Origin of the sequence: Nonomuraea antimicrobica, from assembly GCF_039536965.1 — a bacterium.
Lineage (GTDB): Bacteria > Actinomycetota > Actinomycetes > Streptosporangiales > Streptosporangiaceae > Nonomuraea > Nonomuraea antimicrobica.
In genome coordinates, this window is record NZ_BAAAZP010000106.1 from 1 (window position 1) to 26,941 (window position 26,941).

The window sequence follows — 26,941 nt, forward strand, 5'->3', positions numbered from 1 at the left end:
CCCCGCGCCGCCTGCTGCCAGGGCCGACCCGGCTCAACGCGGCCCGCGCCCGCACGCTGGCGCCCGTCCTGTCCCGCGACGGCCTGCGCGGCGCGCTGCTGTCGTGGGACGGCCGGCTGCTCGACGACGCCCGCCTGGTGGTGGCCATCGCCAGGACCGCCGCCGCGCACGGGGCGTACGTGCTGACCCGGTGCCGCGCGCTCCGGCTGACCGGCCAGGGCGCCGAGGTGCGCGACGAGCTGACGGGCGAGGAGTTCACCATCCGCGCCAAGGTGGTGATCAACGCCACCGGGGTGTGGGCGGGCACGCTGGATCCGCAGGTGAAGCTGCGACCGTCCCGTGGCACGCACCTCGTCCTGCCGCAGGGGACGCTGCCGGGGCTGATCGCGGGGCTGCACCTGCCGCTGCCGGGCGAGAGCAACCGGTTCGCGCTCGTGCTGCCCCAGCCCGACGGCCGCATCCACGTCGGCCTGACCGACGAACCGGTGGACGGGCCCGTGCCCGACGTCCCCGAAGCGCCCGAGGAGGACGTGAGAGCGCTTCTGGAGGTGTTGAACGGGGTGGTTGAGGTACCGGTGACCAGAGAGGCGGTTGCGGGCGCGTACGCGGGCCTCAGGCCCCTTCTGGCGGCAGACGGCAGGACGGCCGACCTGTCGCGCAGGCACGCGGTGTTCTCCGAGGGCGGTCTCGTGACCGTCGTGGGGGGCAAGCTGACGACATATCGGCGTATGGCCGAGGACGCCGTGGATCGAGCGGTCTCGTCCGGGGACCTCCGGGCCGGGCGGTGCCGTACGCGGCGGATCCCGCTCGTGGGCGCGGGGCCACGGCCGTCCGGGGTGCCGCGCCGCCTGGCCGAGCGGTACGGCGCGGAGGCCGCCTTCGTACGCGAACTGGTCGACAGGCACCCCGAGGAGGTCGGGCTCGGGCTCACCAAGGGCGAGCTGCTCTGGTCGGTCCTGCACGAGGGTGCGCTCGACGAGGGCGACCTCCTGGACCGGCGGACCAGGATCGGCCTGGTCGAGCGGGACAGGGACCGCGCGCTGCCCACCGCACGGGAGGTGCTGGACCGAATCCCCCGCGCGTAAACCCACTGATCCGTTAGGTTAGTCTTACCTAAGTCGGATCAAGGAAGGGGTACGCGCGTTGGCAAGCGGCTGCGAGCATCCGATCGGGTGCCACACCGGGGAGATGCCCACACTGGCCAGCGCCACCGTGGGAGCCAGGCTGTGGCTGCTCGTCGAATACACCGGAGCCTGGCCTTCGCGCTTGGAAAACCACGAACTTCCTGAAGAAATCTCGAAACTCGTCCGGAGAGCGCTCGAACGCGGTATCAGGCCCCAGTTGATCCGCCGCCCCGGCAGGCGGACCCGCCCACGGGAGCAGGGAATCCGTGTGCTAGTGGCGTACGCGGAGGGCGATCGCCCATGGCTGGCGCAGGGCGTCGTCGCAGGTCCCGACGATCTTGACCTGGACGCGCTGGTGGCCGGAGTGGTCCCGGAGTCCTGCATACTTGAAGACGAGCCGGTATTTCTGGTCTGCACGCACGCCAAGCGCAATGTGTGCTGCGCCCGCATTGGACTACCCCTCGCCCGGTCCCTGGCCGAAAGTCTGCCGGACAGAGTGTGGGAAACGTCACACGTTGGCGGCGATCGTTACGCCGCCAACCTCGTGTGCTTGCCACACGGAATTTTCTACGGCAGCATGTCTCAGGCTGCTGCACTGGCAGCGGCTAACGCGTACCGGTCGGGCGAGGTCACCCTCGACCGCTACCGGGGGCGCGCAGGCATCCCTGAGCCATTGCAGGCCGTCGAGCACTTCGCCCGAGCCCATACGGGAGAGTGCTCCGTCGGCGCGGTGGCCGTGGAATCCTCCAGGACGGACGGCGACGTCACCGAAGCGATCGTGCGCTGCGGCGACGTCCGGCTCCAGGTTGTGGTTGAGCCATCGGCGTTCACAGCGCCGTGTGGTACGGCTTGCGCCGAGACGATCACCACCTACCGGCTGGTTTCGCTGGACAGGCTCACGCCTGTACGGTACGCCACGCCCGCCCTCACCTGACCAGGGAACATCACGGCCCGGCATTGCGTTGGAACAGTGACGCCAAAAGCGTCCAATGCGGCTCAATTACGAAATACCTCTCACGAAGGTGGTTTTCTCATGTCTCAGGTACGTCGGCAGCTCGCCCGCCCCCGCCCCAGTTGGGGTTGGCAGGATGATGCCGCGTGCCGGGGTGAGGACCTCGTGCTCTTCTTCGGCCCCGATGGGGAGCGGCAGCCCGAGCGTGACGTACGTGAGCGGAAGGCCAAGGCGATCTGCGCCCAGTGCCCTGTCCGCAACGAGTGCCTTGACTACGCGCTGTCCCGGCCCGAGAAGTACGGCACGTGGGGCGGTCTCAACGAGGACGAGCGCGCCAGCGAGCGTCGCCGTCGCATGCGCCGCGCGGCCAGCGCCGGCATCTCCGCCGCCTGACACACCCGGCAGCGTCACCATCATCGCGTGATCACGCAGTTGTCCCGATGAGCCGGCGCCTGGCTCTCCATGCCCAGGCTCCGGCGAACCCGGTCGGGACAACTGCCTGATCAGGTGAGTCCCTTCACGATCCCCGCGCCCGACGGCAGGGGAAGCACGTGATGGCGCACCGATGGCGGCGGCCTCCGCCCGAGGCCGCCGCACCCGTCGGTCCAGCCCGGCGTCGCAGGTTCGGCGCCCGGCTCCGGACTCCCGCCCGGCCTGGCGGTGCACACCGCCATGCGCATGGGCACGCCCTCCAGCCCGGCCACGTCCTCCACGTGGCCGTGCTGGTACGGCTTCACCGGCGGCACGCCCATGCCCATCCGGCATCCCCGCGTCCTGTCCTCACGGGTGGCACATTAGCGGACCGGTCCGACAAATTCGCCGACGCACACCTTCTCCGCATGTGCCCCGAACTCCGCATGCGCCCGGACAACTCGCGCAACCATCCCCCCGCGCACATTCCATCCCCCCACCCACATTCCACCCCGCCCGCCACAAATCAACCCCACCCACAATCCCGACGAATCCGACACAGAGGCATCCTCCCGCCCATCCGGACCCGTCAGACACTTCGCCGTAATTGTCCGTTGCCGTCCGTTCGGGATGGCGTCATGTGGCCGCCCTAGGGTGCCCGCCATGAAACGCATCGCCACCCTCATGTGCGCGGGCGCGCTGGCCCTCGGCCTGGCCGCCGCCCCCGCCGCCGCGACCCCCGACCGGAGCGGCTTCGGCCAGGCCACGCTCACCGGGTTCGCCTCACTGCCCGCGCTGACCTTCGTCCCCGGCAGCGAGCCCTCAGGGTCGCTCCTCGGCACCGCCCCGGTCAACGGCGTCACGCCGCCCTTCTCCGGCCAGCCCGTGCAGGGCTTCAGCGGCATCGTGCGCCGCGACGACGGCACGTTCGACGTCCTGTCCGACAACGGCTACGGCAACAAGGCCAACAGCTCGGACTTCCTGCTCCGCGTCCACCGCGTCAAGCCGGACTTCTCGGCCAAGTCCGTCAAGGTGGTCGGCGGCTTCAACCTGACCGACCCGCGCGGGCTGGTGCCGTTCCCGCTGACCCGCCAGGACCGTACGCTGACCGGCGCCGACTTCGACGTCGAGTCGATCGTGCGCACGGTGGACGGCACGTACTGGATCGGCGACGAGTTCGGCCCGTTCCTGCTGCACTTCGACCACAAGGGCCGCCTGATGGAGGCCCCGATCGCGCTGCCCGGCGTCAAGGCCCCCGAGAACCCCGACCTGAACGGCGGCCAGCCCAACCTCGGCAGCAGCAAGGGCTTCGAGGGCATGGCCAGGTCCGTGGACGGCCGCCGCCTCTACCCGCTGCTGGAGGGCACGGTGAGCGGCGACCCCGCGGGCACGCTGCGCATGTACGAGTTCGACCTGCGCAAGCGGGCCTACACGAACCACCGCTGGACGTACCGGCTGGACGACCCCTCGCACGCCATCGGCGACGCGATCGCGGTGGACGCGAACCGCTTCCTGATCATCGAGCGGGACAACCTCCAGGGCGACGCCGCCAAGGTCAAGCGCATCTACCTGGCCGACACGCGCGACAAGGACCACGACGGCGCGCTGGACAAGACCCTGGTCGCCGACCTGCTCGACCTCGCCGACCCGCGTGGGCTCGGCGGTGCGCCGGGCACGTTCAGGTTCCCGTTCCAGACGATCGAGGACGTGGTCATCCTGAACGACCGCACGCTCGGCGTCCTCGACGACAACAACTTCCCCTTCTCCAACGGCCGCACGCCCGGCAAGCCGGACAACAACGAGTTCATCACCGTACGGCTGACGCGCGGCCTGCAGGCCGACCCCCGCGTCTACCGGTGACACCACCCGTGGTGGCGCGGCGCACCCGCGCCACCACCGGGACCGTTCTCCCGTGACGGGTCCGGGGCCTTGCCGAGTCTCCGGACCTCGGGGCGATCTCCGTCACGAGAACCATGTCCGAAAACCATCCCCAAGCCGACCGAAATAGGGTCGGCCGGGCGAGGGTCAGACGATGAGATCGTCGAACTCCCCGTCCTTGGCCCCGAGGACGAACGCGGCGATCTCGGCCCGGGTGTAGACCAGGGCGGGCCCTTCGGGGAAGCGTGAGTTACGCATGGCGATGTCCCCCGTGGGCAGGTCTGCGACCTCGACGCAGTTGCCGTTGGGGTTGCTCCTCTTGCTCTTGCGCCAGACGACGGGAAGGCGGCCGGCGGGCGTTCCGTTCCGGAACTCGTGCATGGGGGCAGCTCCTCGCGCTCTCGCGGATGCACGTGCATCCGCGTTTGCGAGCAGACAATACGGCAGCAAGAAGTGCTCCATATACCGGATGACCAAAAATCCCGCTATGGAGTGGATCACAGGTGATATCGGCGGCTTATCCGGAAAGTAGGCGTTCCAGGAAGCGTCTGGTCGCCTCCGGCTCGTCCGCCTGGATGCTCAGCCGGTCCATGACCTCCATGTAGTGGTCGGAGTCGGCGGGTTTGTCCAGGTAGAGGGCGCTGGTGAGCTGCTCCATGTAGACGACGTCGGGCAGCTCGCGCTCGGGGAAGCGCAGAATGCTGAACGGGCCTCCGGCCGCCGCGTGCCCGCCACGGTCGAACGGGATCATCTGCACGGTGACGTTGTGCTCCTCGGTGATGTCGAGGAGATGGGTGATCTGCTCGCGCATGGTGTCGGGGCCGCCCAGCATGCGGCGTACGACGGCCTCGTCGATCACGGCCCAGAGCTTCAGGCCGCTCTCCAGCCGCTCCTGCCGGGTGGTGCGCAGCGCCACGCGGCGGTCCAGCTCGGCCCTGGGCGCCTTCTCATGGGCCAGCTCGATCACCGCCCTGGCGTAGGCGGGCGTCTGGAGCAGGCCGGGGATGAACTGGTTCTCATAGGTACGGATGCCGGAGGCGGCGCCCTCCAGGCCGATGTAGACCTCGAACCAGGCGGGCAGCAGGTCGCCGTACTTGTGCCACCAGCCGGGGGCGTTGGCCTGCTTGGCCAGGTCGAGCAGCGCCTCGCGCTCGGCGGGGTCGGTGACGCCGTACAGGGTCAGCAGGTCGGCTACGTCGCGCTGCTTGAAGCTGACCTGCCCGAGCTCCAGCCTGCTGATCTTGGCGTGGGACGCGCGAATCGAATATCCCGCGTCTTCGCGTGAGATGCCCTTCTCCGTGCGGAGCCTGCGCAATTGGGTCCCCAGCAGGATCCGCAGCACCGTCGGGCTTCCCTGCGAATGGCTGAGAAGTTTCCCTTCCGTGCTCTGAGCGCTCACGCCGTCCGCTCCCCTAGATCGTCTGCACGTGCATTTGCTCTTCGCATCCGTAAACTACGAAAAGTCTTGCATCGGTCAGCACTCCCCGTAAAGATGGGCATTGGATCACCAGACCGCGCCTCGGGGGCCAGGATGACGACTTTCGACGCACGGCCGCAGGCCGCCATCGGTGCCCGGCCTCCAGGATGGCTCTCCACCATCCTGGTGGAGGGCCGTCCCAGTGAGTGTGACGCCGTTTTCCCGTTTCAGCAACGTACGGCGCTGGAGCCCGCGTGCGTCGCGACGGCCCGGCGGTTCGTCGATCAGACGCTCGGCGCCTGGGGGGCGCCTGAGCTGGCGTTCGACGCCCAGTTGGTCGTCTCGGAGCTGGTCACCAACGCGATGCGGCACGGGGGCGGGGCCGCGCAGTTGCGCCTGCTCTGCCACGGGCCCGAGCTGGCGTGCGTGGTGGCCGACCACAGCCGCACCGTGCCGGTGACGGCCACACCCGACGTGTTCTCCGAGTACGGGCGCGGGTTACGACTGGTGGACGCCCTCTGCTCGGCGTGGGGGTGGCTCTCGCCGGGAGGTGCCCGCAAGCTCGTCTGGGCCGTCATCACGGGCTGACCGGTCGCGGCCCCCGGCGCTCCCCGATCAGTCGCGGCCCCCGGCGCGCTCCTCGATCAGTCGCGGCCCAGCAGGCGGAGTACGTCGGCGTCGGTGAGCTGGTCGAAGTGCTCGTACCACTGGCCGACCGCCCTGAAGTCGGGTGGCGTGCTCAGCACCACCACCTCGTCGGCCTCCTCCCGCAGCGACTCGACGGTGGCACGCGTCCCCACGGGCACGGCCAGCGTCACCTTGGCGGGCTTCGCCGCGGGGACCCGCGCCACCGCCCTGAGCGCCGCCCGCGCGGTGCCGCCGGTGGCCAGGCCGTCGTCCACCACGATCACCTCCCGCCCTTCGAGCGGCGGCAGGGGCCGGTCGCCGCGATAGGCGCGCACCCGGCGGGCCAGCTCGCGCCGCTCGTGCTCCACCACGTCGGCGACGGACTCGGGCGTCATGCCCAGGCGCTCCAGCAGCCCCAGGTCGAACACCGGCTCGCCGCCCTCCGCGATCGCGCCGACCCCCAGCTCGGGAGCCAGGGGATAGCCGATCTTCCTGGTCACCAGCACGTCGAGCACGGCGCCGAGGCGGCGCGCGATGGGTACGGCCACCGCCACGCCGCCACGGGGCAGGGCGAGGATCACGGGGTCGTGCGTGTCCCTCAGCCGCCTGGCGAGCAGCTCCCCCGCCTCGGCCCTGTCCGCGAAGAGCTCCATAGCCTTTGCCTACCCGCTGACACCCGCTCCTCGCCTCCCCCGCCCGCGTATCTACGACCCTCCGCGTCCACGCTGGTCAGGGGCGGTCAGGGGCGGTTGCGGCCGAAGCCCGCGCTCCCATCCAACCCGCGCCCGCGCCGATCAAGGCCGGTCGCGGCCGAAGTCCGCACGCCCGCGCCGCCCAACCCGCGTCTGCGCTGGTCAGGGGCGGTTGCGGCCGGAGCGGCGCATTTCCTTGGTGATGACCTTCCACTTGTTCTGCTGCTCTTTACGCAGCCGGGCGTCCGTCCTGGAGGCCATCCACGCCGCCTCGCGCTGGAGCTTGCGCCAGCTCTCCAGGCGCCGTTCGGGCAGCTCCCCGCTTTCCAGCGCCGTCAGCACCGCGCATTCCGGCTCGCTGGTGTGCCCGCAGTCGCCGAACCGGCACCGCTGGGCCAGCTCCTCGATGTCCGCGAAGACGCGGTCGACGCCTTCCCCGATGTCGTAGAGGCCGATCCGCCGGATGCCCGGCGTGTCGATGACCAGCCCGCCCCCGGGCAGCAGGATCAGCTCGCGGTGCGCGGTGGTGTGCCTGCCGCGCCCGTCGCCCGCGCGTACCTGCTGGGTCTCCATGACCTCGCCCACTGCCAGCGCGTTGACCAGAGTGGACTTGCCCGCCCCGGACGGGCCCAGGATGACGGCGGTACGCGAGCCGCCGAGGTAGCCGGCGGCCAGCTCCACCCCGTCGCCGAGCAGCGAGGAGACCGCGTGCACGGCCACGCCGGGCGCGGCCGTGCGGACGTCGGCGAGCAGGTCGTCGAGGCCGTCGTCGAACAGGTCGGACTTGGTGACGAGCACCACGGGCGTGCCGCCGGACTCCCAGGCCAGGGCGACTAGGCGCTCGATGCGGCCGAGGTCGGCGAAGTCCGCCGCGTGCATCGACGGCTCGGCCACGAAGACGACGTCGACGTTGGCCGCGAGCACCTGGCCCTGGCCGTCGCCCGACAGGCCGCCGACCGAGTCGCGGCTCACGCCGCCCCGGACGAACGCGGTGCTCCTCGGCAGCACCTCGTCGAGCTCGTAGCGGCCCTCGGGCAGCCATCTGAGCGCGGCCCAGTCGCCGACGCACGGCAGCGCGACCGGGTCGGTGGCGGAGGCCCGGCGTACGCGGGCGCCGTATTTGGCGTGGTGCTGGCCGTCGGCCGCGATCACCTCGGCGGCGCCGCGGTCGACGCGCGAGACGCGGGCGGGGACGGTGTCGGTGGGCAGGTCGGCGGCGCGCAGGTCGTTCCAGCCGAGCAGCGAAAGATCGTAAGACAACGTAGTGAGACCTTTGATCGAGAAGGAGGTGAAACGGGGTCGCTCAGACGAGCGCCCGGAGGTGGACTGAAGGCACGCTGAAGACGGTGACCCGCATAGCCCTCACCTCCTCGATCGGTTTCCGAGGCGACTCTAACTCACGCCTTCCCCGGTGACGCAAACGGATTATCTTCCGCGATCCGTTGAACCGTGCCGGGGCGGCCGGCCGTACCACCTGCCGACGGACTGAGAAAGGGGAATGATGCGAACCAGCACGTATCCCCCGCCCTCGGCCGAGGGAGCCGCCCCGATGGGCAAGCCGCGCTTACGTCACCGGATCCGGCGCGTACGCCCGGACGACGAGGTGGTCGTGTCCGCGCTCTACCGGGAATACCACAGGCCGCTGCTGGCCTTCGTGATCCGGCTGACCGCGGGCGATCGGCAGTGGGCGGAAGACGTGGTGCAGGAGACCATGATCCGGGCGTGGCGCAGCGCCGAGCGGCTCGACCCTGACGCGGTGTCGTTGATGCCCTGGCTCGCCACGGTCGCCAGACGTATCGTGATCGATGAGCGGCGGCGCAGGGACGTCCGTCCCCGGGAGTCGGGCGACGGGCCTCTGGAGAGTCTGCCCGTCCCCGACGAGATGGAGGGACTGCTGCACCAGGTGGTCGTGTCCGAGGCGCTGAAGGCGTTGTCGCCGGCGCACCGCGAGATCCTCAACGAGACGATCCTGCGCGATCGGTCGGTCAACGACGCCGCCGAGGCGCTGGGCATCCCGGTGGGCACCGTGAAGTCCCGGGTCTACTACGCCGTACGCGCGCTGCGCATCGCGCTGGAGGAGCGGGGGGTGACGGTGTGACGTCGAGAGTCGAGCACACGGACGTGGGCGCGTACGCGCTCGGACTGCTGGACGAGGACGACCGACTGGCCTTCGACACCCATCTCCTCGGCTGTGCCTCCTGCCGGCACGAGTTGTCGGAGCTGGCAGGGGTGGCCGACGTGCTGCACGAGATCAGCTCCGTCGCGAACCTGGGTCTCCTTTACGACGACCGCTCCAACGACCGCTCCGACGACCGCTCCGACGTCCGTTCCGAGAACCGGACCGACGACCGCTTCGACGACCGCTTCGACGACCGTGAGGACGACGTCGTCGACCTGCTGCGGCGCAAGAGGGCGGCCGACCGGCGGACGCGGCGGGGGACGTTCGTGATCGGGGTGGCGGCGGCGGTCACCCTGGTGGCGGGCGGCCTGGCGATCGGCACCCAGCTCGCCACCGGCGAGCAACCCCAGGTCGCCCAGGGACACGGCGGCCACATGGGCGGCCATCCGGGCCCGGCCGAGCAGTTCTACGCCGAGGGCCGTCCCATCGAGGGCAAGGGGGTCGACGGCGTGACCGGCGGGCTGGTCGTGGAGTCCAAGGGATGGGGCACGCACGCGGCACTCAGGCTGGCCGGGGTGAAGGGACCGCTGGAATGCGAGCTGGTCTCGGTCGCCAAGTCGGGCGAGCGCCGGGTGATGACCGGGTGGTCCGTACCTCCAGCCGGGTACGGAGTGCCGGGCTCACCCGACCCCCTCTACATGCACGGCGGCAGCGCCACGAAGCTCACGGACGTCGACCACTTCGAGGTGGTCACCTCCGAGGGCAGGAAACTGCTCACCATCACGCTCTGACCGGCTCGGCGAAGGCCCTCTCACCGCTGGTGGGAGGGCGCTTCGCGGCCCCGGGTCGTTACAGGCCCGGGGTGGGGAACTGGGCCGTCAGCTCGCTGACCTCGTGGTGGACCCGGGTGATGACGTCTTCGGCGTCGCCCTTGGCCAGGGCCGTGACGACCTCGTCCATCCAGGCGCCGATCTGCCGCATCTCCGCCTCGCCCATGCCGCGCGAGGTGACCGACGGCGTGCCGATGCGGATGCCCGAGGGGTCGAAGGGCTTGCGGGTGTCGAAGGGCACCGTGTTGTAGTTGGTCTCCAGCCCGGCGCGGTCGAGCGCCTGCGCGGCCGGCTTGCCGCCGATGCCCTTGGGCGTGAGGTCGAGCAGGATCAGGTGGTTGTCGGTGCCGCCGGAGACGAGGTCGAAGCCGCGCGAGCCCAACTCGTCGGCCAGGGCCTTGGCGTTGCGGACGATCTGGTGGGCGTAGTCGCGGAAGGCCGGCTGGGCGGCCTCGTGCAGCGCGACCGCGATGGCGGCGGTGGTGTGGTTGTGAGGGCCGCCCTGCAGGCCGGGGAAGACCGCCTTGTTGAGCGCCGTGGCGTGCTCGTCGGCCGTGGCCATGAGCATGGCGCCGCGCGGGCCGCGCAGGGTCTTGTGGGTGGTCGTGGAGATCACGTCGGCGTGCCCGACCGGGGACGGGTGGGCGCCGCCGGCGACCAGGCCCGCGATGTGGGCGATGTCGGCCGCCAGCACGGCGCCGACCTCGTGGGCGATCGACGCGAAGCCCTCGAAGTCGATCGTGCGCGGGATCGCGGTGCCACCGCAGAAGATCAGCTTGGGCCGGTGCTCCAGCGCGAGCGCGCGGACCTCGTCGAGGTCGATGCGCCCGGTGTCCTTGCGTACGCCGTAGCGGACCGGGGTGAACCACTTGCCGGTGGCCGAGACCGACCAGCCATGGGTCAGGTGGCCGCCGAACGGCAGGCCCATGCCCATCACGGTGTCGCCGGGCTGCAGGAAGGCCATGTAGACGGCGAGGTTGGCGGGCGAGCCGGAGTAGGGCTGGACGTTGGCGTGGTTGACGCCGAACAGCGACTTGGCTCGCTCGATCGCCAGGGTCTCGATCTGGTCGATGACCTGCTGGCCCTCGTAGTAGCGCTTGCCCGCGTAGCCCTCGGAGTATTTGTTGGTCAGCACGGTGCCGGTGGCCTCGAGCACGGCCTTGGACACGTAGTTTTCGGACGCGATCAGCTTGACTGTGTCAGCCTGACGACGCTCCTCCGCCTTGATGAGCTCGGCGATCTGCGGGTCGACGCTGGCGAGAGAACCCATGACTCTCCTGTCATCATTGATGATCTGCGAAGACCCAGGCGCACGGCCTCCGCTCCCTCCGCTCCCTGGTGGTCGATCCCACCCAATGCGCCAGTCGCGTCTCGCCTAGCACCCTATCGGGCCTGAGGTCAGCCCTGCGACGTACGGCTCACGCCGGGCCAGAGCCGGTCCACCTCGGCGTTGAGTATGGCCCCGATGAGCACGGCCAGCGCCGTGATGTAGAGCCAGAGCAGCAGCGCGATGGGGGCGGCCAGCGAGCCGTACACCGAGACGGGCGAGAACCACGCCGCCAGCACCGCGCGCAGCACCGCCGCGCACACGATCCACAGGAACAGCGCCAGGATGGCCCCGGGCAGCTCGCGGTACCACTTCGTGCGCACAGGGACGCTGACGTGGTAGAGCACGGTCAGGAACAGCACCGAGCCGACGATGACGATCGGCCAGTAGAGCACGTCGATCAGGACGCCGTAGTCGGCGGGGAGCGCGTCTCTGATCAGCGTGGGGCCGACGACGAGGATCGGCATGACGACGATCCCGACGAGCAGGCCGATGACGTAGAGGCCGAACGACATCAGCCGGGTGCGGATGATGCCGCGCTCCTCCCCTAGCCCGTAGGCGACCGAGATGAGGTCGACGAAGACGTACAGGGCCCGGGAGCCGGACCAGAGCGACAGCAGGAAGCCCAGCGAGATGATCGACACCTTGCCCGCGTCGTCGCTGAGCACGTCGGTGATGAGCGGGTTGATCACCTTGTTGACGGCGTCGTCGGTGAACAGCAGCCCCGCCTGCTCGATCACCCACGTCTTCACCTGGGTGACCACGCCGGGCCCGAGCCAGGTGCCGAGCTTGCCCAGCACGCCGATCAGGCCCAGCACGAACGGGGGCAGCGACAGCAGCGCGAAGAACGCGGCCTCACCGGCCAGGCCGGTGACGCGGTAGGTGACGCCGGCGTTCGTGGCCGCGCGCACGGTCGCCCACGACTTGGTGTCGAGCACCCAGCTCAGCCTGGCGCGGGCGTTGGAGACGAGCCCGCGCTTGGCTCGGGGAGGCGCTTCGGTGGACGTCATGGCACCCAACGGTATTCGCAGTGAGTCTCCGGGACAGCTTACGTCCCATTACCTGCTCTGGTCGTTTTACCTGCTCTGGTCGTTGTCCACGATGCGCGCGCCCAGCGGGAGAAGGGAGACCGGGATGAGCTTGAGGTTGGCCACGCCCATGGGGATGCCGATGATGGAGATGAACAGGGGGATCGAGGTGATGACGTGGCCGATGGCGAGCCAGATGCCGGCGACGACGCACCAGATGACGTTGCCCAGCAGGGAGAACACGCCGGCGTCCGGGTCGCGTACGACGGTGCGGCCGAAGGGCCACAGCGCGTAGGCGGCGATCCTGAACGAGGCGATGCCGAACGGGATCGTGACGATGAGGATGCAACAGATGATCCCGGCCAGGGCGTATCCGATGGCCAGCCAGACTCCCGCGAACACCAGCCAGATGACGTTCAGGATTGTGCGCATGCTCACACGATGTCACGGATCATGCCGTACGCGTCATCCGGTATGCCCCTGATATTCCCCTGACTTGGGGCTTCGCCCCTGTCCAGGAGGCCCGGCGAACGCCTGCGCGATCTCCATCCAGGCCCGCGCGGGCTCGCCGGTCAGCTCCAGCCCGGTGTCCGACAGGTGGATGCGCTGGGTGACGACGAGGCAGAAGTCGAGCAGGCTCCCGCGTACGACGCCGGGCGCCTCCAGCGGCCCCGCCGTCCAGGTGCCGCCGCCCGGCACGGCCAGCTCCACGCGTACGGGGTCGGCCGGCACGGGCAGCCCCCGCGCGGCAAAGCTGAACGGGCGGGCCCTGAACCCCAGCATGGCCACGTGCCGCAGCCGGGCCGCCGGCTCCCTGGTGACGCCGAGCGCGTCGGCCACGTCCTGGCCGTGCGCCCACGTCTCCATGAGCCGCGCGGTGACGAACGAGGCGGCCGACATGTCCGGCCCGAACCACGGCAGCCGGTCGCGGGCGCCCAGCGTGGCGAACGCCTCCAGGCTCCTGACCCGCGACGCCAGGAACCAGGCGCGCAGCTCGCCCGGCGGCATCCCGCGCGACCGGACCGCGATCTCGTCGACCGAGCGCATGCCCGCCACCGAGGCGTGGTAGGCGGCCGGGTCGGTGGCCGCCAGCACGGCGGCGTCGTCGAACCAGGCCAGATGGCTCACCTGATCGCGGATCGCCCATCCCGCCGCGGGCGTGGGCCACTCCCAGTCGCCGTCGCCGAGTGGCTGGAGCAGCGCCTCGAAGGACTCCGTCTCCGCGCGCAGGTCACCGAGTAATTCCGCCATGAGGTTCACGCGCGCCAGCCTAACCAGAGCAACGTTCCGGGAGAATAATGCGAAATGTGATCTGCGAGAGCTGCAAGGACAAGCGGCACGAGGACTGCCGTGGCGGCTCCTGGTGCGACTGCCAGCACCAGGAGGAGCCGCAGCCCGAGGAGTCGGACCTCGACTGGCCGCGCCAGGGCTGAGCCCGGACGACACGAAGCCCGGACGACACGAAAGCCTGGACGACAAGAAGCCTGGACGGTAAGAAACTGCCAGAAGGCCGCGAGAGGGCCCTCAGATGGCCCGCAGGAGGCCCCGTGGGGCGGGATCGGGCGGCTGACACTATCCCACACTCTGGACCCCGTCTTGGACATCCCGGACAGCCGGAGTAATCTCGAAGCATGCCAGCGGACCCCATGCTCGTCGGTCGACGCCACGTCGACCTTCAGCGTGTCCGCAGTGCCATCTGTTGCGACGCCCGCTAATCCACATCTTTTCCGCTGAGCGCGTCGCACTCCACCATCCAGCCCTGCACTCGAAGACGAGGCAGGAGGACGCTGCGCGCGCCCATGATCCGAAGGACGCGCAATGAGCACCCCTGCCAGCCGCACTCCTGCCAGCCGGCACCACAAGCGCCCGCGCGGCGAAGGCCAGTGGGCTCTCGGTTACCGTGAGCCGCTCAACAAGAACGAAGAGAACAAGAAGAACGACGACGGCCTCAACGTCCGCCAGCGCATCATCGACATCTACTCCAAGCAGGGCTTCGACTCGATCGACCCGGCCGACCTGCGTGGCCGCATGCGCTGGTACGGCCTCTACACCCAGCGCAAGCCGGGCATCGACGGTGGCAAGACCGCGATCCTCGAGCCGGAGGAGCTCGACGACCGCTACTTCATGCTGCGCGTGCGCATCGACGGCGGCCAGCTCGACCTGGCCCAGCTCCGTACGATCGCCGACATCTCCAACGCGTACGGCCGCGGCACGGCCGACCTGACCGACCGGCAGAACATCCAGCTCCACTGGATCGAGATCGAGTCGGTGCCCGACATCTGGGAGCGTCTGGAGGCGGTGGGCCTGTCCACCACCGAGGCGTGCGGCGACACCCCGCGGGTGATCCTGGGCTGCCCGCTGGCCGGGATCGACTCCGACGAGGTGATCGACGCCACCGAGCAGATCCTGGAGATCAACGAGCGGGTCGTGGGCAACCCGGCGTTCTCGAACCTGCCGCGCAAGTTCAAGTCGGCGCTGAGCGGCTGCCCGGCGCACTGCACGGTGCACGAGATCAACGACGTGGCCTTCGTCGGCGTGGTCAACGAGCACGGCGAGACGGGTTACGACCTGTGGGTGGGCGGCGGCCTGTCCACCAACCCGATGCTGGGCAAGCGGCTGGGCGTGTTCGTCCGGCCGGAGCAGGCGGCCGACGTCTACGAGGGCGTGGTCGGCGTCTTCCGCGACTACGGCTACCGGCGGCTGCGGCACCGGGCGCGGATCAAGTTCCTGGTCAACGACTGGGGCCCGGAGCGGTTCCGTGAGGTCCTGGAGACGGAATACCTCAAGGAGCAACTGCCCGACGGGCCCGCGCCCGAGCTGCCGCGCGGCAGCCGCCGCGACCACGTCGGCGTGTTCCCGCAGAAGGACGGCGACTTCTACGTCGGCTTCGCGCCCAAGGTGGGCCGGCTCGACGGCGACAAGCTGCACGCGATCGCCGACATCGCCGAGCGGCACGGCTCGGACCGGGTCCGCACGACGGTCGAGCAGAAGATGGTCATCCTCGACGTCGCGCCCGACCGGGTCGACTCGATCGTGGCCGCGCTGGAGGCCGTCGACCTACAGGTCAAGCCGTCCACGTTCCGCCGCCAGACGATGGCCTGCACCGGCATCGAGTACTGCAAGCTCGCCATCGTCGAGACCAAGGCCACCGCGATGGACCTGATCGACGAGCTGGAGCGGCGGCTGCCCGCCTTCGAGGAGCCGCTGACCATCAACGTCAACGGGTGCCCCAACTCCTGCGCCCGCATCCAGGTCGCCGACATCGGCCTCAAGGGCCAGCTCGTCGTGGACGAGAACGGCGACCAGGTCGAGGGCTTCCAGATCCACCTGGGCGGTTCCCTGGGGGTCAACGCGGGCTTCGGCCGCAAAGTACGCGGGCTCAAGACCACGGCCAAGGCGCTGCCCGACTACGTGGCACGGGTCGTGTCCAACTACGACAGCCAGAAGAAAGAGGGCGAGTCGTTCGCCGACTGGGTCCAGCGAGCAGACGAGGCCGATCTGAAATGACCACACGAGCGGTTCCCTTTCACTGCCCCTACTGCGGTGACGAAGACCTCGAGCCCTATGAGGGCGAGCCGAACGTCCCGGGGTCCGCGGCGGGAGGCGGCTGGTACTGCCGCGCCTGCGCTCGTGCCTTCAAGCTGAAATTCCTGGGAATCGGAGTGAAGATATGACGCTCGTCGACCTCGAGGTCGGTTTGCGGGAGCAGCGCGGCGCGCTCGACCTGCAGGACATCGTCGAGTCCGCCGCCAGGTTCCTGGACGACGCCCCCGCCCGCGAGATCATCCGCTGGGCGGCGGCGACGTTCGGCGACCGGCTGTGCCTGACCTCCTCGATGAGCGACGCCCTGCTCATCGACCTGGTGAGCAGGGTCAAGCCCGGCGTTGACGTGCTGTTCATCGACACGGGTTACCATTTCGCCGAGACGATCGGCACCCGTGACGCCGTACGGCAGGTCTATGACGTCAACGTGATCGACATCAAGCCGTCGCGCACGGTCGAGGAGCAAGACCGCGACCTCGGCCCGCGCCTGTTCGGCCGCAACCCCGACCTGTGCTGCTACCTGCGCAAGGTGGAGCCGCTGAACCGGGCGCTGGAGCCGTACCTGGCGTGGATCTCCGGCATCCGCCGCGACGAGTCGCCCAGCCGCACCGGCACCAAGGTCGTGGAGTGGGACGCCAAGCGGCAGATGGTGAAGGTCAACCCGATCGCCTCCTGGACTCAAGACGACGTCGACAACTACATCGCCGACAACGGGGTGCTGATCAACCCGTTGCACTACGACAACTACCCCTCGATCGGCTGCGGGCCGTGCACGCGGCAGGTCGCGGAGGGAGAGGATCCGCGCAGCGGACGCTGGGCGGGCCTGGGGAAGGTCGAATGCGGCATTCACCTGTGATCCCCAGCGGGGGACCCGTCCCGTTGGCAGGCGGGGCGGCCCCCGGCCGCGTGCCACTGGTGGCGGTGGCGCACGGGTCGCGAGACCCTCGCGCCGCCGCCACCGTGGCCGCGTTGCTCGACCAGGTGCCGCTGGACGTGCGGGTGGCGTACCTGGATCACTGCGCCCCGACGCTGGGGCAGGCCCTGGGCGGGCTGCGGGCGGCCGTGGTGCTGCCGCTGCTGCTCACCGAGGCGTACCACAGCCGGGTGGACCTGCCGGCGGCGCTCAACGAGGCCCGCGCGCGCGACCCCCGGCTGCGGGTGAGCTACGGCCACACGCTGGGCCCGCACCCGCTGCTGCTGCCGGCGCTGGAACGGCGGCTGGGCGAGGCGGGCGTGCCGGTGGGCGATCCGGACACGGCCGTGGTGCTGGTGTCGGCGGGTTCGAGCGACGCGCGGGCCAACGGGGTGGTCGCGGAGATGGCGCGGGCGTGGCGGCGGTCGGGCTGGTGGACCGTGACGCCCGCGTACGCCTCCGCCGCCGGTCCCACCCCGGCCGCCGCCGTGGCGGCGCTGCTGAGGGCCGGGGCGCCGCGGGTGGTGGTGGCGCCGTACCTGCTGGCTCCTGGATACTTCGCCGACAAGGTGCGGCGCGAGACGCTGGAGGCGGGCGCCGAGGTCGTGGCCGACGTGCTCGGGGCGGCTCCCGAGCTGGTGGAGGTGCTGCTGGAGCGGTACACGGCGGCGCTGCGGCAGCCGGAGCCGGTGTCGCTCGCGGGGTGACCCACGAGTTTGAGCGGGCCGTCTCGGGGGCTGAGCGGCCCGTGGGAGGCTTGCGGGGTCAGTGGCCGCCGTGGAGGCCGCGGCGGTCGTCGTTGAGCTGTCTGCGCAGCTCACGGCCCTCCGCGCGGAGCTGGCGGCCGAGCTGCCGCCAGTCGTCGCCGTGCAGCCGCTGCCAGTGCTCGCGCCAGGCAGCGAACCCGCGCTGCAGCGGCTGGGCCTGCGCGTCGCCGATCACCTTGACGTCGCCCATCACCGCGTACGCCTGCACCCGCACCACGGGAACGTTCATGCCGGGGGGCGCCTGCTGGACGTCGACCTTCTTGTCGCCCATGATCGCCATGCCGTCGAGGTCGACGATCACCCCGTCGGGCACGATGATCTTCACGTCGCCCATCACGGAGACGGCCAGGATGTCCACCTGGTTCGTGCGCACCTCGGCCTCGCGCAGGTCGAGCAGGACGTCGCCCATCACCGCGACCGCGCCGAGCTCCTGCTCGATGCGCCAGGAACCGCGCCGTTTGGAGTCGCCCATGACGCCGACGAACCACCGCCGCTTCCTGCCCTCGGGTCGCGGGGCGGGCGCGGGGGCGGGGGCGGGGGCGGGGGCGGTGCCCGCGGGCAGATCCTGGGTGAGCAGGGCCAGCTCGGCATGGGTGGTCGCGGTGTAGGCGGCCTCGGTGCGGTCGGTCAGCTCGACGAGGGTGAGCCGGCCCTCGACCGAGGCGACGCGGAGCTGCTCGACGACGGCCTCACGCTCGGCGTCCGACGCGCGGATCTCCCCCGGTTCAGTCATACTCGCAACATATCGCGTCTTGGCCGGATTGCAGCTCCTCCTTGGGAAGGAATCGGGCCATCCAGCGAAACATGCACGTTCCCGGAGGAGTTTGAACCACTTCGGGGGTGGGGCGCGTACCACGCCATGACACGGGGCCCTGGCGTGGTCCGGGGCGCGGCCGGACCAGGCTAGGGTCCCTGTCATGCATGAGGAACAGCTCTACCGCGCGGCGTTGAACGGCGAGACCGAGACCGTGGGCAAGCTGCTGGCCAGTGGCGCCGATCCCAACACCCCCAGCGAGGGCGAAGAGGCGGGCCTGCCGCTGTGCGCGGCCGCCGCCTGGGACCGCACTGAGGTGGCGGGCGCGCTGCTGGCGGGCGGCGCCGACGTCAACGGCCGGGAGGACGGCGGCTGGACGGCGCTGCTGTGGGCCGCCGCCAACGGCCAGGCCGCCGTCGCCAAGGTGCTGATCGAGGCGGGCGCCGAGGTCGACGCGACCAACGACGACGGCGACACCCCGCTCACGCTGGCCGCCAGGCGCGGCGCCCTGGGCGTGGTGCAGACGCTGCTGGAGGCGGGCGCCGACCACCAGAAGTACGACGGCGACGGTGACACGCCGCTGGAGATCGCCGTCGACTGGGTGGGCGTGCACCTGGAGAGCGCGCTGCTCGACCAGATCGAGAAGGACGGCTGGGAGTACGTCGTGGCCCGCCAGTACGCCAAGGACGGCACCGAGCTGGTCACGGTGGCCGGGCGCGCGGCCGACGGCTCCGAGAGCGAGCAGGTGCAGGCCCAGCGCGGCCACGCCGCCATCGCGACCCTGCTGGAGGAGGCGGCCGGCGGCCACGCCCCGGTGGAACGGCTGGTGGCGCGGGCCCTGGCGCACCGCGACATCGACGAGGACGCCGAGACCTGGTGGATCGTGGCCGACGCGCTGGGCAAGCGGGCCGACGAGGAGACGTTCGAGGCGCTGGCCGCGCTGTGCGTGAGCGAGGACGCCAGAGAGCGGGAGTTCGGCGTCGACGCGATCGCCCAGTTCGGGTTCGCCGACGGCGACAAGCCGTACCTCGACCGGACCCTGCCGCTGCTGCAGAAGATGGTCACCACGGAGGGCAACCCGCAGGTGCTGCGCTCGGTGCTGGCGGCGCTCGGGCACCAGGGCGACCCGCGGGCGCTGCCGTACGTGCTGGACATCGTCGGGCGGCCCGGCCACAACCGCACGATGACCGACCCGATCGCGCTGGCCGACGTGCTGCCGCCCGACCACGAGGAGGGGCTGGCGCTGCTGATCGCGATGACCGAGGACGACGACTCCGAGGTCCGCGACTGGGCCACCGCCGGGCTGGCCGGGCTGACCGCCGACACGCCGGTGATCAGGGACGCGCTGGCGGCCCGGCTGTCCGACACCGACCTGCGTACGGTGGCCGAGGCCACGCGCGGGCTGGCCGACCGCGGTGACGAGCGGGCCGCCCAGGGCACCGAGCGGGTGCTGGCGGAGAGCGACGACGACTACGCCAGGGAGCTCGTCAGCCGCCCCGCCGCCTCCTGACCTGACCGGGCGCACCCCTCCTCCCGGCCGGGCCGGAGACCTCGTCAGCCACCCTCAGCCCGCTCCCGACCGGGCCGGGGAGATCAGTCGCCGTTGAGCACGCGGGTCACCCAGTCGAGGGTCCCCGTGCTCAGGGCCTCCTCGGCCAGGCGTTTGCCCGTCGTGGTGGTGATCGCGGCGAGCGAGCTGTCGATCCAGCCCTGCACGTTCTGGTGCCCCTGTTCGCGGTATTCGACGGCCTGCAGGAGGCATTCCAGCTTGTCGGCGTCGCGCGCGCAGACGGCCTCCACGCTGGCCTTCTCCTCGTACTCGGCCACGGCGTCGCCCAGCATGCCCGCCACCTCGGCGGGCAGGCCGCGTACCTGGTCGGCGGTGACGGCCTCGTTGGAGGCCGGTTGAAGATAACGCTTACCGATGTACGGGATGTCGGTGATGCGCGTCTCCTGCGTGTCGTGGAACAGGCTCATGAACGCGGCCCGCTCCGGATCACCACCCTCAAGCCTGGCGATCACGGCGGCGATCACGGCCGCCCGGAACGAGTGCTCCGCGATGCTCTCCGGATCGCGTACGCCCGCCACCAGCCACCCCGTGCGCTTGTAGCGCTTGAGCAGGCCGAACTCGTAGAACAGTCCGGCCAGACCCGTCACGTCGTCCGCCACGAGGACCCCCCTCTCGTCATGTGCGGACCCTAGAGCCTAGACGACGGCACTCCCCTGTGCCGGGAACGCCCCGCCAGGTTCGTGGGCTCGTGTGCTCAATGGCTCATGGGCTCGTCTGCTCAAGGGCCGGAGAAGGCGGGGGCCGCGGTCAGGACGTCCCTGGCCAGCGAGAGGTCACCCGCCAGGTCGGCGGGGAGGGCGGCCGGGTCTCCCCTGCCGCCGAGCAGGAAGCAGAACTCCACCACGTCCGCCGTGATGTGGGCGTCGGGCTCGCCGGGAGCCGCGTCCTGCACGCCCAGGGCGATCCGCCACTCGCCGCCGCCCGCGCCCGTCAGCGTGAGGCACAGCGTGCGGCCGGCGCCGTCCAGGCCGGACAGGAGCATCGTCCAGGGCAGCAGGCGGGCGCACAGGTCGGCCGTGGGGTGGATGTGCTCGGCGATCGGGTCGGGCAGGCGGAGCCGGGCCGTCTTGGCCGCGTCCGCCGTGTGGATCCACGTCTCCAGGCCCCTGGCCAGGAGGTGGTCGCTGACCGCCACCTCCATGCCGTCCAGGGTGGCCGGGGTGGTGGCGGGCAGGTCGGCCAGGTGGCGGCAGAGGGCGTCGGCCTGGGCGCGCCAGTCGCGCCGCGTCTGCTCGGGGCTGCGGGCCCGCTCGTACGCCTGCACCTCGCTCGTACGGCCCAGCGAGTCGGCCGCCTTGATCGGCGGGCCCAGTACGGGAGCGCCCACGGAGGCGGCCAGGAGACCGTCCTTGGCGGCCAGGTGCGCGACCAGTTCCTGAAGCGTCCAGCCTTCGACGATCACCCGCGACCAGTCGTCGTCGACCGCGGAGGTCAGCAGCGCGTCCATGGCCGCCACCCGGGCGGCGTACGGCTGCGCCCAGGCGGCAGTGGCGGCCGCGGGCCGGCGCCTGGCGCGGGCCCCGGCCAGGAGCTGGGGCCGCAACGAGTGGCCCGGCGCCGCCGGGTCCTCCATCATCGCGTCCAGGTAGAGACGCTCGACGGCGTCCATCACACTTCCTCCTCCGCCAGCGCGTCCGCCAGGCGTCGCAGCGCCAGCCGGATGCGCGACTTGGCCGTTCCCTCGGGCACGCCGAGCTCCTCGCCGACCTGCCGATAGGTACGCCCGCCGAAGTAGGCCAGCTCGATCGCCTGCCGCAGCCCCTCGGGCAGGGACGTCACCGCCTGACGCACCCGGTCGGCCTCGTCGGCGGCGAGGACGTCGTCCTCCAGTCTGGCGGGTTCGCGCTCGAACAGCCTGGGCCCCAGGGCGGACACCCGCCTGCGCTCCTCGGCCCGTACGTGGTCGACCGCGCGGCGGTGCGCGATCGTGGCCAGCCAGGCGCGCAACGTGCCCCGGTCGGGGTCGTAGGCGAGCGGCCGTTCCCAGAAGACCAGGAACACCTCCTGCGTGATGTCCTCGGCGATCACCCGGTCCCTGGTGACCCTCAGGGAGAGACCGAAGATCAGCGAGGAGAGCCGATCGTAGACCTCGCCCAGCGCGGACTCGTCGCCGCCGACCACCCGCTGGTGTAACAGGCGGTCGTCGTACGGTGCCTCCACTGGCACCACGCTCCCGTGTTTTCCGGACCAAGGCGGCAGGGGGCGCCGCGACCCGAGCATGTCATTATTCGCGGCAAATGTAGAGCCGGATGACCGCCCGCCGGGACTCATCCGGGCCACGAAGTGATCGGAGAGCGTGGCAGGCACGCCGCCGGGGTCGTCGCGTACGACGGGGCGTGATCGGACCGTTGCGCGACCAAGAGCGCCTTCGCGTGCGACAATCGGGTCACATGCGCGAGGTCTGGCCGGGCGAGCCCTATCCACTCGGCGGCACCTGGGATGGCGTGGGCACCAGCTTTGCGGTGTTCTCCGAGGTCGCCGAGCGGGTCGAGCTGTGCCTTTTCCACGATGACGGCTCCGAGGAGCGCGTCGAGCTGCCCGAGGTCGACGGGTTCGTCTGGCATGGCTATCTGCCGGGCATCCAGCCGGGGCAGCGGTACGGCTATCGCGTGCACGGGCCCTACGAGCCGTCGCACGGTCACCGGTCCAACCCGGCCAAGCTGCTGCTCGACCCCTACGCAAAGGCCATCGACGGCGAGCTGACCTGGAACCAGGCGCTGTTCCCCTACTACTTCACCGATCCCACCAGGCGCAACACCGAGGACAGCGCGCCGTACATGCCGAAGAACGTGGTGGTCAACCCGTTCTTCGAGTGGGGCAACGACCGGCCGCCGCGCATCCCGTACCACCAGACCGTGATCTACGAGGCGCACGTGCGCGGGCTCACCATGCGGCACCCCGACGTGCCGCCCGACCTGCGGGGCACGTACGCGGCGGTGGGGCATCCGGCGATCATCGAGCACCTGTTGTCGCTCGGCGTGACGGCGGTCGAGCTGATGCCGGTGCACCACTACATCCCCGAGCACTTCCTGGTGGCGCGCGGGCTGACCAACTACTGGGGCTACAACACGATGGCCTACCTGGCGCCCCACGGCCGCTACTCCAGCGCGGGGACGCGGGGGCAGCAGGTGCTGGAGTTCAAGGCCATGGTGCGGGCGCTGCACGAGGCGGGCATCGAGGTCATCCTCGACGTGGTCTACAACCACACCGCCGAGGGCGACCACATGGGGCCCACACTCGGGTTCAGGGGCATCGACAACGCCGCCTACTACCGGCTGCACGACGGCGACCGGCGCTACTACCTCGACTACACCGGGTGCGGAAACTCGCTCAACGTACGCTCGCCGCACGCCCTGCAGCTCATCATGGACTCGCTGCGCTACTGGGTGCTGGAGATGCACGTCGACGGGTTCCGGTTCGACCTGGCCTCGGCGCTGGCCAGGGAGCTGCACGACGTCGACCGGCTGAGCGCGTTCTTCGACCTGATCCAGCAGGACCCGGTGATCTCGCAGGTCAAGCTCATCGCGGAGCCGTGGGACGTCGGGCCGGGCGGATACCAGGTCGGCAACTTTCCGCCCCTGTGGACGGAGTGGAACGGGAAATACCGCGACATCGTCCGCGACTTCTGGCGGGGCACCCACTCGGCGCTGCCCGAGTTCGCCTCCCGCCTGACCGGCTCCGCCGACCTGTACGAGTCCTCCGGCCGCCGCCCTGTCGCCTCGATCAACTTCGTCACCTGCCACGACGGTTTCACGCTCAACGACCTCGTCTCGTACGACCACAAGCACAACGAGGCCAACGGCGAGGACAACCGCGACGGCACCAACGACAACCGGTCCTGGAACTGCGGCGCGGAGGGACCCGTCGAAGACCCGTCCATCGTCACGCTCCGCCGCCGCCAACGCCGCAACTTCCTGGCCACGCTGTTCCTGTCGCAGGGCGTGCCCATGCTGTCGCACGGCGACGAGATCGGGCGCACGCAGCGGGGCAACAACAACGCCTACTGCCAGGACAACGAGCTGGCCTGGGTCGACTGGTCGCTGGTGCACGCGGAGTCGGGTCTGCTGGAGTTCGTCCGCGCGCTGTCGAAGCTGCGCCGCGAGCACCCGGTCTTCCAGCGCCGCCGCTTCTTCCACGGACGCCATCCCGACAACGGCGCCCGCGACCTGGTGTGGCTCACGCCCGGCGGGCACGAGATGACGGCGGGCGACTGGCACATCAGCTACGCGAAGTCGCTCATGGTTTACCTGAACGGCGAGGCGATCACCGAGCCGGGGCCGCGCGGGGAGCGGATCGTGGACGACTCGTTCCTGCTGCTGATCAACGCGCACCACGAGAACATGCCGTTCACGCTGCCGGGCGAGGAGTTCGGGAGCGACTGGATCCCGGTGCTGGACACGACGAGCGACACCGTCGAGGACGTCTTCACCGACGAGCGGTGGCCTGCGGGCGGCCTGGTCGCGGTGACGGCCCGCTCGCTCCAGCTCCTCCGCCGGCCGCGCAAGGCCAAGTCCCCGCCCTCGGGCTGACCTCGATGTCCGGCCGACGCTCGTCAGAAGACGCGGACGGCGCTGGCGGTGAGCAGGACCAGGGTGAAGGCCGTCACTCCGGCCAGGCCGTGCAGCGCGACCGCCAGCACCGGGACCGCGCGGCCCGTGGTCGCGTGGCGGCCCGCGCCGAGCCAGCGGGTGGACATCGCGAACCCCAGCAGCGCCGCCGCCGCGAGCCCGGCGAAGGCGAGCCAGGCCAGGGCCCGGCTGCCCGTGAGCAGGCTCGCCACCCAGCACGCCAGCGACGTGACCGCCAGCGCCGGATGGGAGAAGACCAGGGCCGCGGGGAAGCGGGTGACCTTGGCGTGGCGCAGGCCCCCTCCCGCCAGCCAGAACGACAGCAGGTACACCCCGGCGAGTGCGGCGATCGTCCACGCAACGGCGGTGGCCAGGCCCACGGCACGCCCCCTCTCGATCCATCCCTATCGTCACGTTTAGCAAAGAAACGGTGACAAGTCCGCCAATACCCAAAAGTGCTGTCCGCCGAAAAACCCCATGCGGCTGAATGTCGGAGGCGTGTGCCAAGGTAGAGGGGTGCGGCGCATCTATCCCGACATTCAAGACAACCCGGACATCGTGCAGGCGTACGCCTACCCCGAGGGGCGGCCGTGGCTGCGGCTCAACATGGTCGCGAGCGTCGACGGCGCGGCCTGGCTGAAGGGGCGCTCGGGTCCGCTGTCGAGCAAGGGCGACCGGCGGATCTTCCAGACCCTGCGCGGCCTGGCCGACGTCGTCGTGGCGGGCGCCGCGACCGTACGCAAGGAGGGCTACGGGCCGGTGCCGCCGCGCGACGCGTGGGCCGAGCTGCGCGAGGGCCGGCCGGAGGTGCCGCCCATCGCCGTGATCACCCGTAGCCTGGCGCTCGACCTCGACAGCGACCTGTTCGACGCGCCCAGCAGGACGATCGTGATCACCTGCGAGGCCGCGCCGCACGAGCGGCGCAAGGAGGCGGCCAAGCGCGCCGACCTGATCGTGGCCGGCGACGAGGGCGTCGACATGCGCCGGGCCGTGGCCGAGCTGCACGACCGGGGCCTGACCAGGGTCCTGTGCGAGGGCGGGCCCCGGGTCAACGCCCAGCTCTCGGCCTGCGGCCTGGTCGACGAGCTGTGCCTGTCGGTCAGCCCGCTGCTGGTCGGCGGCGGCGCGGCGCGCATCCAGAACGGCGAGCCCGCGCAGGTCGCGCTGGCTCTCCGCCAGGTGCTGGAGGAGGAGGGGGTCCTCTTTTGCAAGTACACGAGGGAGCAGAGCCATGACCGAGCCGACCACTGAACCGACCACTGAACCGACCACCGATCCGGCCGCCGATCCGGTGCCCGGCCTGCCGGTACGCCCGCCGGTCGCGCCGATGCTGGCCAAGCCGGTCAAGGCCATGCCGAAGCAGGACGGCACGCTGTTCTACGAGCCCAAGTGGGACGGCTTCCGCTGCATCGTCTTCCGCGACGGCGACGAGGTCTACCTCGGCAGCCGCAACGAGCGGCCGTTCACCCGCTACTTCCCCGAGCTGGTCGAGGCGGTCAGGGCCGAGCTGCCCGACAAGGTCGTGGTCGACGGCGAGATCGTGCTGCCCATGGGCTCGCAGCTCGACTTCGAGGCGTTGCAGCAGCGCATCCATCCGGCCAAGTCGCGGGTGACGATGCTGGCGGAGCGCACGCCTGCCCAGTTCGTCGCGTTCGACCTGCTGGCGCTGGGTGACGAGTCGCTAATGGAGACGCCCTTCGCCGAGCGGCGGGCCCGGCTGGAAGGGCTCTTCCCCGAGAAGGGCGGTTCGATCCGGCTGACCCCGGTCACCACCAGCGACGCGCAGGCCGCCGAGTGGTTCGAGACGTTCGAGGGAGCCGGGCTCGACGGCATCATCGTCAAGCCGGGCGACCAGCCTTACCTGCCCGACAAGCGCACGATGTTCAAGGTCAAGCACGAGCGCACAGCCGACGTGGTGATCTGCGGCTACCGCGAGCACAAGTCGGGGCCGATCGTGGGCTCGCTGCTGCTCGGCCTCTACGGCGACGACGGCCGGCTGCACCACGTGGGCGTGGCGGCCTCGTTCCCGATGAAGCGCAGGGCCGAGCTGGTGGAGGAGGTCAGGCCGTACCTCGCCGAGCTGAGCGAGCACCCCTGGGGGCACTGGGCCGCGCAGGCGGCGGCCAACCTCGGTCAGCCGGCCGCCGGGCCGGCGACGGGCGGGCAGCGGGTGCCGGGCGCGATCTCGCGGTGGAACGCCAAGAAGGACCTGTCGTTCATCCCGCTCAGGCCGGAGCTGGTGATCGAGGTGGCCTACGACCAGATGGAGGGCGACCGGTTCCGGCACACGGCACAGTTCCGGCGGTGGCGGCCCGACCGTACGCCCGAATCGTGTACGTATGAGCAGTTGGATCGTCCGGTGAATTACAACCTCGACGACATCCTTGCCCGATAGCCCGACGAGCCGTTATATCTCGATAT

At 70.6% G+C, this 26,941-nt stretch carries 31 protein-coding genes and 1 riboswitch; of the genes, 17 read left to right on the plus strand and 14 right to left on the minus strand.

Features of this window, described 5'->3' with window-relative positions:
* The 3 genes from ABD844_RS30545 to ABD844_RS30555 form a co-directional block, all read left to right on the plus strand.
* A partial coding sequence (locus ABD844_RS30545) for a glycerol-3-phosphate dehydrogenase/oxidase (protein WP_344885825.1) occupies window positions 1-1,085 on the plus strand: 1,085 nt, incomplete at its 5' end.
* A gap of 103 nt (window positions 1,086-1,188) precedes the next feature.
* A complete protein-coding gene (locus ABD844_RS30550; protein ID WP_344885828.1) occupies window positions 1,189-2,058 on the plus strand; it encodes a sucrase ferredoxin in 870 nt (289 codons plus the stop codon).
* Between the two features lie 99 nt (window positions 2,059-2,157).
* On the plus strand, window positions 2,158-2,469 hold the full coding sequence (locus ABD844_RS30555; protein ID WP_080036407.1) for a WhiB family transcriptional regulator: 312 nt from the start codon (window positions 2,158-2,160) through the stop codon (window positions 2,467-2,469).
* A 110-nt stretch (window positions 2,470-2,579) separates the two neighbouring features.
* On the opposite strand, the gene ABD844_RS30560 is transcribed toward ABD844_RS30555, so the two are convergent.
* Window positions 2,580-2,834 (minus strand): NUDIX hydrolase, encoded by a 255-nt coding sequence (locus ABD844_RS30560; RefSeq protein ID WP_344885831.1) that lies wholly within the window; start codon window positions 2,832-2,834, stop codon window positions 2,580-2,582.
* A 316-nt stretch (window positions 2,835-3,150) separates the two neighbouring features.
* Between ABD844_RS30560 and ABD844_RS30565 the strand changes: the two genes are divergently transcribed.
* Entirely contained in the window at window positions 3,151-4,347 is a 1,197-nt protein-coding gene (locus tag ABD844_RS30565) for an esterase-like activity of phytase family protein (protein ID WP_344885834.1), read from the plus strand.
* A 165-nt stretch (window positions 4,348-4,512) separates the two neighbouring features.
* Here the strand turns inward: ABD844_RS30565 and ABD844_RS30570 are convergent, their stop codons facing one another.
* Complete coding sequence (locus ABD844_RS30570; RefSeq protein WP_344885837.1) at window positions 4,513-4,746, minus strand: DUF397 domain-containing protein; 234 nt, start codon at window positions 4,744-4,746, stop codon at window positions 4,513-4,515.
* Window positions 4,747-4,882: 136 nt separating this feature from the next.
* Complete coding sequence (locus tag ABD844_RS30575) at window positions 4,883-5,764, minus strand: helix-turn-helix domain-containing protein (protein WP_344885840.1); 882 nt, start codon at window positions 5,762-5,764, stop codon at window positions 4,883-4,885.
* 132 nt (window positions 5,765-5,896) lie between these two features.
* Between ABD844_RS30575 and ABD844_RS30580 the strand changes: the two genes are divergently transcribed.
* Window positions 5,897-6,370: an ATP-binding protein gene (locus tag ABD844_RS30580; protein WP_344885843.1), complete on the plus strand. Its 474-nt coding sequence runs from the start codon at window positions 5,897-5,899 to the stop codon at window positions 6,368-6,370.
* Between the two features lie 56 nt (window positions 6,371-6,426).
* Here the strand turns inward: ABD844_RS30580 and ABD844_RS30585 are convergent, their stop codons facing one another.
* Window positions 6,427-7,062, minus strand: a complete 636-nt coding sequence (locus ABD844_RS30585; protein WP_344885846.1) for a phosphoribosyltransferase — start codon at window positions 7,060-7,062, stop codon at window positions 6,427-6,429.
* Window positions 7,063-7,263: 201 nt separating this feature from the next.
* Window positions 7,264-8,361, minus strand: a complete 1,098-nt coding sequence (gene rsgA, locus ABD844_RS30590; RefSeq protein WP_344885849.1) for a ribosome small subunit-dependent GTPase A — start codon at window positions 8,359-8,361, stop codon at window positions 7,264-7,266.
* Between the two features lie 289 nt (window positions 8,362-8,650).
* Here rsgA and ABD844_RS30595 point away from each other — a divergent pair, with 289 nt between their 5' ends.
* Together ABD844_RS30595 and ABD844_RS30600 are read left to right on the plus strand one after the other, a co-directional pair.
* Window positions 8,651-9,199, plus strand: coding sequence for a sigma-70 family RNA polymerase sigma factor (locus ABD844_RS30595; protein WP_344885852.1), 549 nt, complete (start codon window positions 8,651-8,653; stop codon window positions 9,197-9,199).
* Complete coding sequence (locus tag ABD844_RS30600; protein WP_344885855.1) at window positions 9,196-10,011, plus strand: anti-sigma factor family protein; 816 nt, start codon at window positions 9,196-9,198, stop codon at window positions 10,009-10,011. Before ABD844_RS30595 ends, ABD844_RS30600 begins: the two co-directional genes overlap by 4 nt.
* Window positions 10,012-10,069: 58 nt before the next feature.
* On the opposite strand, the gene glyA is transcribed toward ABD844_RS30600, so the two are convergent.
* From glyA to ABD844_RS30620, 4 genes are all read right to left on the minus strand, one after another.
* Window positions 10,070-11,320 carry a serine hydroxymethyltransferase gene (gene glyA, locus ABD844_RS30605; RefSeq protein WP_344885858.1) on the minus strand — a complete coding sequence of 417 codons (1,251 nt, stop codon included), beginning with the start codon at window positions 11,318-11,320 and terminating at the stop codon, window positions 10,070-10,072.
* A gap of 25 nt (window positions 11,321-11,345) precedes the next feature.
* Window positions 11,346-11,428, minus strand: a riboswitch (ZMP/ZTP riboswitch).
* 20 nt (window positions 11,429-11,448) lie between these two features.
* Window positions 11,449-12,387, minus strand: coding sequence for a YihY/virulence factor BrkB family protein (locus tag ABD844_RS30610; RefSeq protein ID WP_344885862.1), 939 nt, complete (start codon window positions 12,385-12,387; stop codon window positions 11,449-11,451).
* 66 nt (window positions 12,388-12,453) lie between these two features.
* Window positions 12,454-12,837, minus strand: a complete 384-nt coding sequence (locus ABD844_RS30615) for a YccF domain-containing protein (protein ID WP_344885865.1) — start codon at window positions 12,835-12,837, stop codon at window positions 12,454-12,456.
* Window positions 12,838-12,870: 33 nt separating this feature from the next.
* Window positions 12,871-13,656 carry a TIGR03084 family metal-binding protein gene (locus tag ABD844_RS30620; protein WP_344886104.1) on the minus strand — a complete coding sequence of 262 codons (786 nt, stop codon included), beginning with the start codon at window positions 13,654-13,656 and terminating at the stop codon, window positions 12,871-12,873.
* 56 nt (window positions 13,657-13,712) lie between these two features.
* Here ABD844_RS30620 and ABD844_RS30625 point away from each other — a divergent pair, with 56 nt between their 5' ends.
* From ABD844_RS30625 to ABD844_RS30645, 6 genes are all read left to right on the plus strand, one after another.
* The gene (locus tag ABD844_RS30625; RefSeq protein ID WP_344885868.1) at window positions 13,713-13,838 is read left to right on the plus strand and encodes a hypothetical protein; all 126 of its coding nucleotides are present in this window, start codon (window positions 13,713-13,715) and stop codon (window positions 13,836-13,838) included.
* Between the two features lie 198 nt (window positions 13,839-14,036).
* The gene (locus tag ABD844_RS53320) at window positions 14,037-14,120 is read left to right on the plus strand and encodes a putative leader peptide (protein ID WP_311132608.1); all 84 of its coding nucleotides are present in this window, start codon (window positions 14,037-14,039) and stop codon (window positions 14,118-14,120) included.
* 103 nt (window positions 14,121-14,223) lie between these two features.
* The gene (locus ABD844_RS30630) at window positions 14,224-15,912 is read left to right on the plus strand and encodes a nitrite/sulfite reductase (protein WP_344885871.1); all 1,689 of its coding nucleotides are present in this window, start codon (window positions 14,224-14,226) and stop codon (window positions 15,910-15,912) included.
* The gene (locus ABD844_RS30635) at window positions 15,909-16,079 is read left to right on the plus strand and encodes an Insertion element protein (protein WP_344885874.1); all 171 of its coding nucleotides are present in this window, start codon (window positions 15,909-15,911) and stop codon (window positions 16,077-16,079) included. Before ABD844_RS30630 ends, ABD844_RS30635 begins: the two co-directional genes overlap by 4 nt.
* The gene (locus ABD844_RS30640; RefSeq protein WP_344885877.1) at window positions 16,076-16,804 is read left to right on the plus strand and encodes a phosphoadenylyl-sulfate reductase; all 729 of its coding nucleotides are present in this window, start codon (window positions 16,076-16,078) and stop codon (window positions 16,802-16,804) included. Before ABD844_RS30635 ends, ABD844_RS30640 begins: the two co-directional genes overlap by 4 nt.
* Window positions 16,786-17,568 carry a sirohydrochlorin chelatase gene (locus ABD844_RS30645; protein WP_344885880.1) on the plus strand — a complete coding sequence of 261 codons (783 nt, stop codon included), beginning with the start codon at window positions 16,786-16,788 and terminating at the stop codon, window positions 17,566-17,568. The genes ABD844_RS30640 and ABD844_RS30645 overlap by 19 nt, the downstream gene beginning before the upstream one ends.
* Window positions 17,569-17,626: 58 nt before the next feature.
* On the opposite strand, the gene ABD844_RS30650 is transcribed toward ABD844_RS30645, so the two are convergent.
* Window positions 17,627-18,361, minus strand: coding sequence for a DUF1707 SHOCT-like domain-containing protein (locus ABD844_RS30650; RefSeq protein WP_344885883.1), 735 nt, complete (start codon window positions 18,359-18,361; stop codon window positions 17,627-17,629).
* Between the two features lie 184 nt (window positions 18,362-18,545).
* Here ABD844_RS30650 and ABD844_RS30655 point away from each other — a divergent pair, with 184 nt between their 5' ends.
* On the plus strand, window positions 18,546-19,892 hold the full coding sequence (locus ABD844_RS30655; protein WP_344885886.1) for an ankyrin repeat domain-containing protein: 1,347 nt from the start codon (window positions 18,546-18,548) through the stop codon (window positions 19,890-19,892).
* A gap of 83 nt (window positions 19,893-19,975) precedes the next feature.
* On the opposite strand, the gene ABD844_RS30660 is transcribed toward ABD844_RS30655, so the two are convergent.
* The 3 genes from ABD844_RS30660 to ABD844_RS30670 form a co-directional block, all read right to left on the minus strand.
* Complete coding sequence (locus tag ABD844_RS30660; protein ID WP_344885890.1) at window positions 19,976-20,551, minus strand: HD domain-containing protein; 576 nt, start codon at window positions 20,549-20,551, stop codon at window positions 19,976-19,978.
* Between the two features lie 119 nt (window positions 20,552-20,670).
* On the minus strand, window positions 20,671-21,561 hold the full coding sequence (locus tag ABD844_RS30665) for a maleylpyruvate isomerase family mycothiol-dependent enzyme (protein WP_344885893.1): 891 nt from the start codon (window positions 21,559-21,561) through the stop codon (window positions 20,671-20,673).
* Window positions 21,561-22,112, minus strand: a complete 552-nt coding sequence (locus tag ABD844_RS30670) for a sigma-70 family RNA polymerase sigma factor (RefSeq protein WP_344885896.1) — start codon at window positions 22,110-22,112, stop codon at window positions 21,561-21,563. Before ABD844_RS30670 ends, ABD844_RS30665 begins: the two co-directional genes overlap by 1 nt.
* A 230-nt stretch (window positions 22,113-22,342) precedes the next feature.
* Between ABD844_RS30670 and glgX the strand changes: the two genes are divergently transcribed.
* Entirely contained in the window at window positions 22,343-24,481 is a 2,139-nt protein-coding gene (glgX, locus tag ABD844_RS30675) for a glycogen debranching protein GlgX (protein WP_344885898.1), read from the plus strand.
* Between the two features lie 23 nt (window positions 24,482-24,504).
* Here glgX and ABD844_RS30680 read toward each other — a convergent pair whose 3' ends face one another.
* Window positions 24,505-24,900, minus strand: a complete 396-nt coding sequence (locus ABD844_RS30680; RefSeq protein WP_344885903.1) for a hypothetical protein — start codon at window positions 24,898-24,900, stop codon at window positions 24,505-24,507.
* Between the two features lie 136 nt (window positions 24,901-25,036).
* Here ABD844_RS30680 and ABD844_RS30685 point away from each other — a divergent pair, with 136 nt between their 5' ends.
* Together ABD844_RS30685 and ABD844_RS30690 are read left to right on the plus strand one after the other, a co-directional pair.
* Entirely contained in the window at window positions 25,037-25,771 is a 735-nt protein-coding gene (locus tag ABD844_RS30685) for a pyrimidine reductase family protein (protein WP_344885906.1), read from the plus strand.
* Window positions 25,752-26,915, plus strand: a complete 1,164-nt coding sequence (locus tag ABD844_RS30690; protein WP_344885909.1) for an ATP-dependent DNA ligase — start codon at window positions 25,752-25,754, stop codon at window positions 26,913-26,915. The genes ABD844_RS30685 and ABD844_RS30690 overlap by 20 nt, the downstream gene beginning before the upstream one ends.
* The last annotated feature ends 26 nt before the right edge of the window (window positions 26,916-26,941 follow it).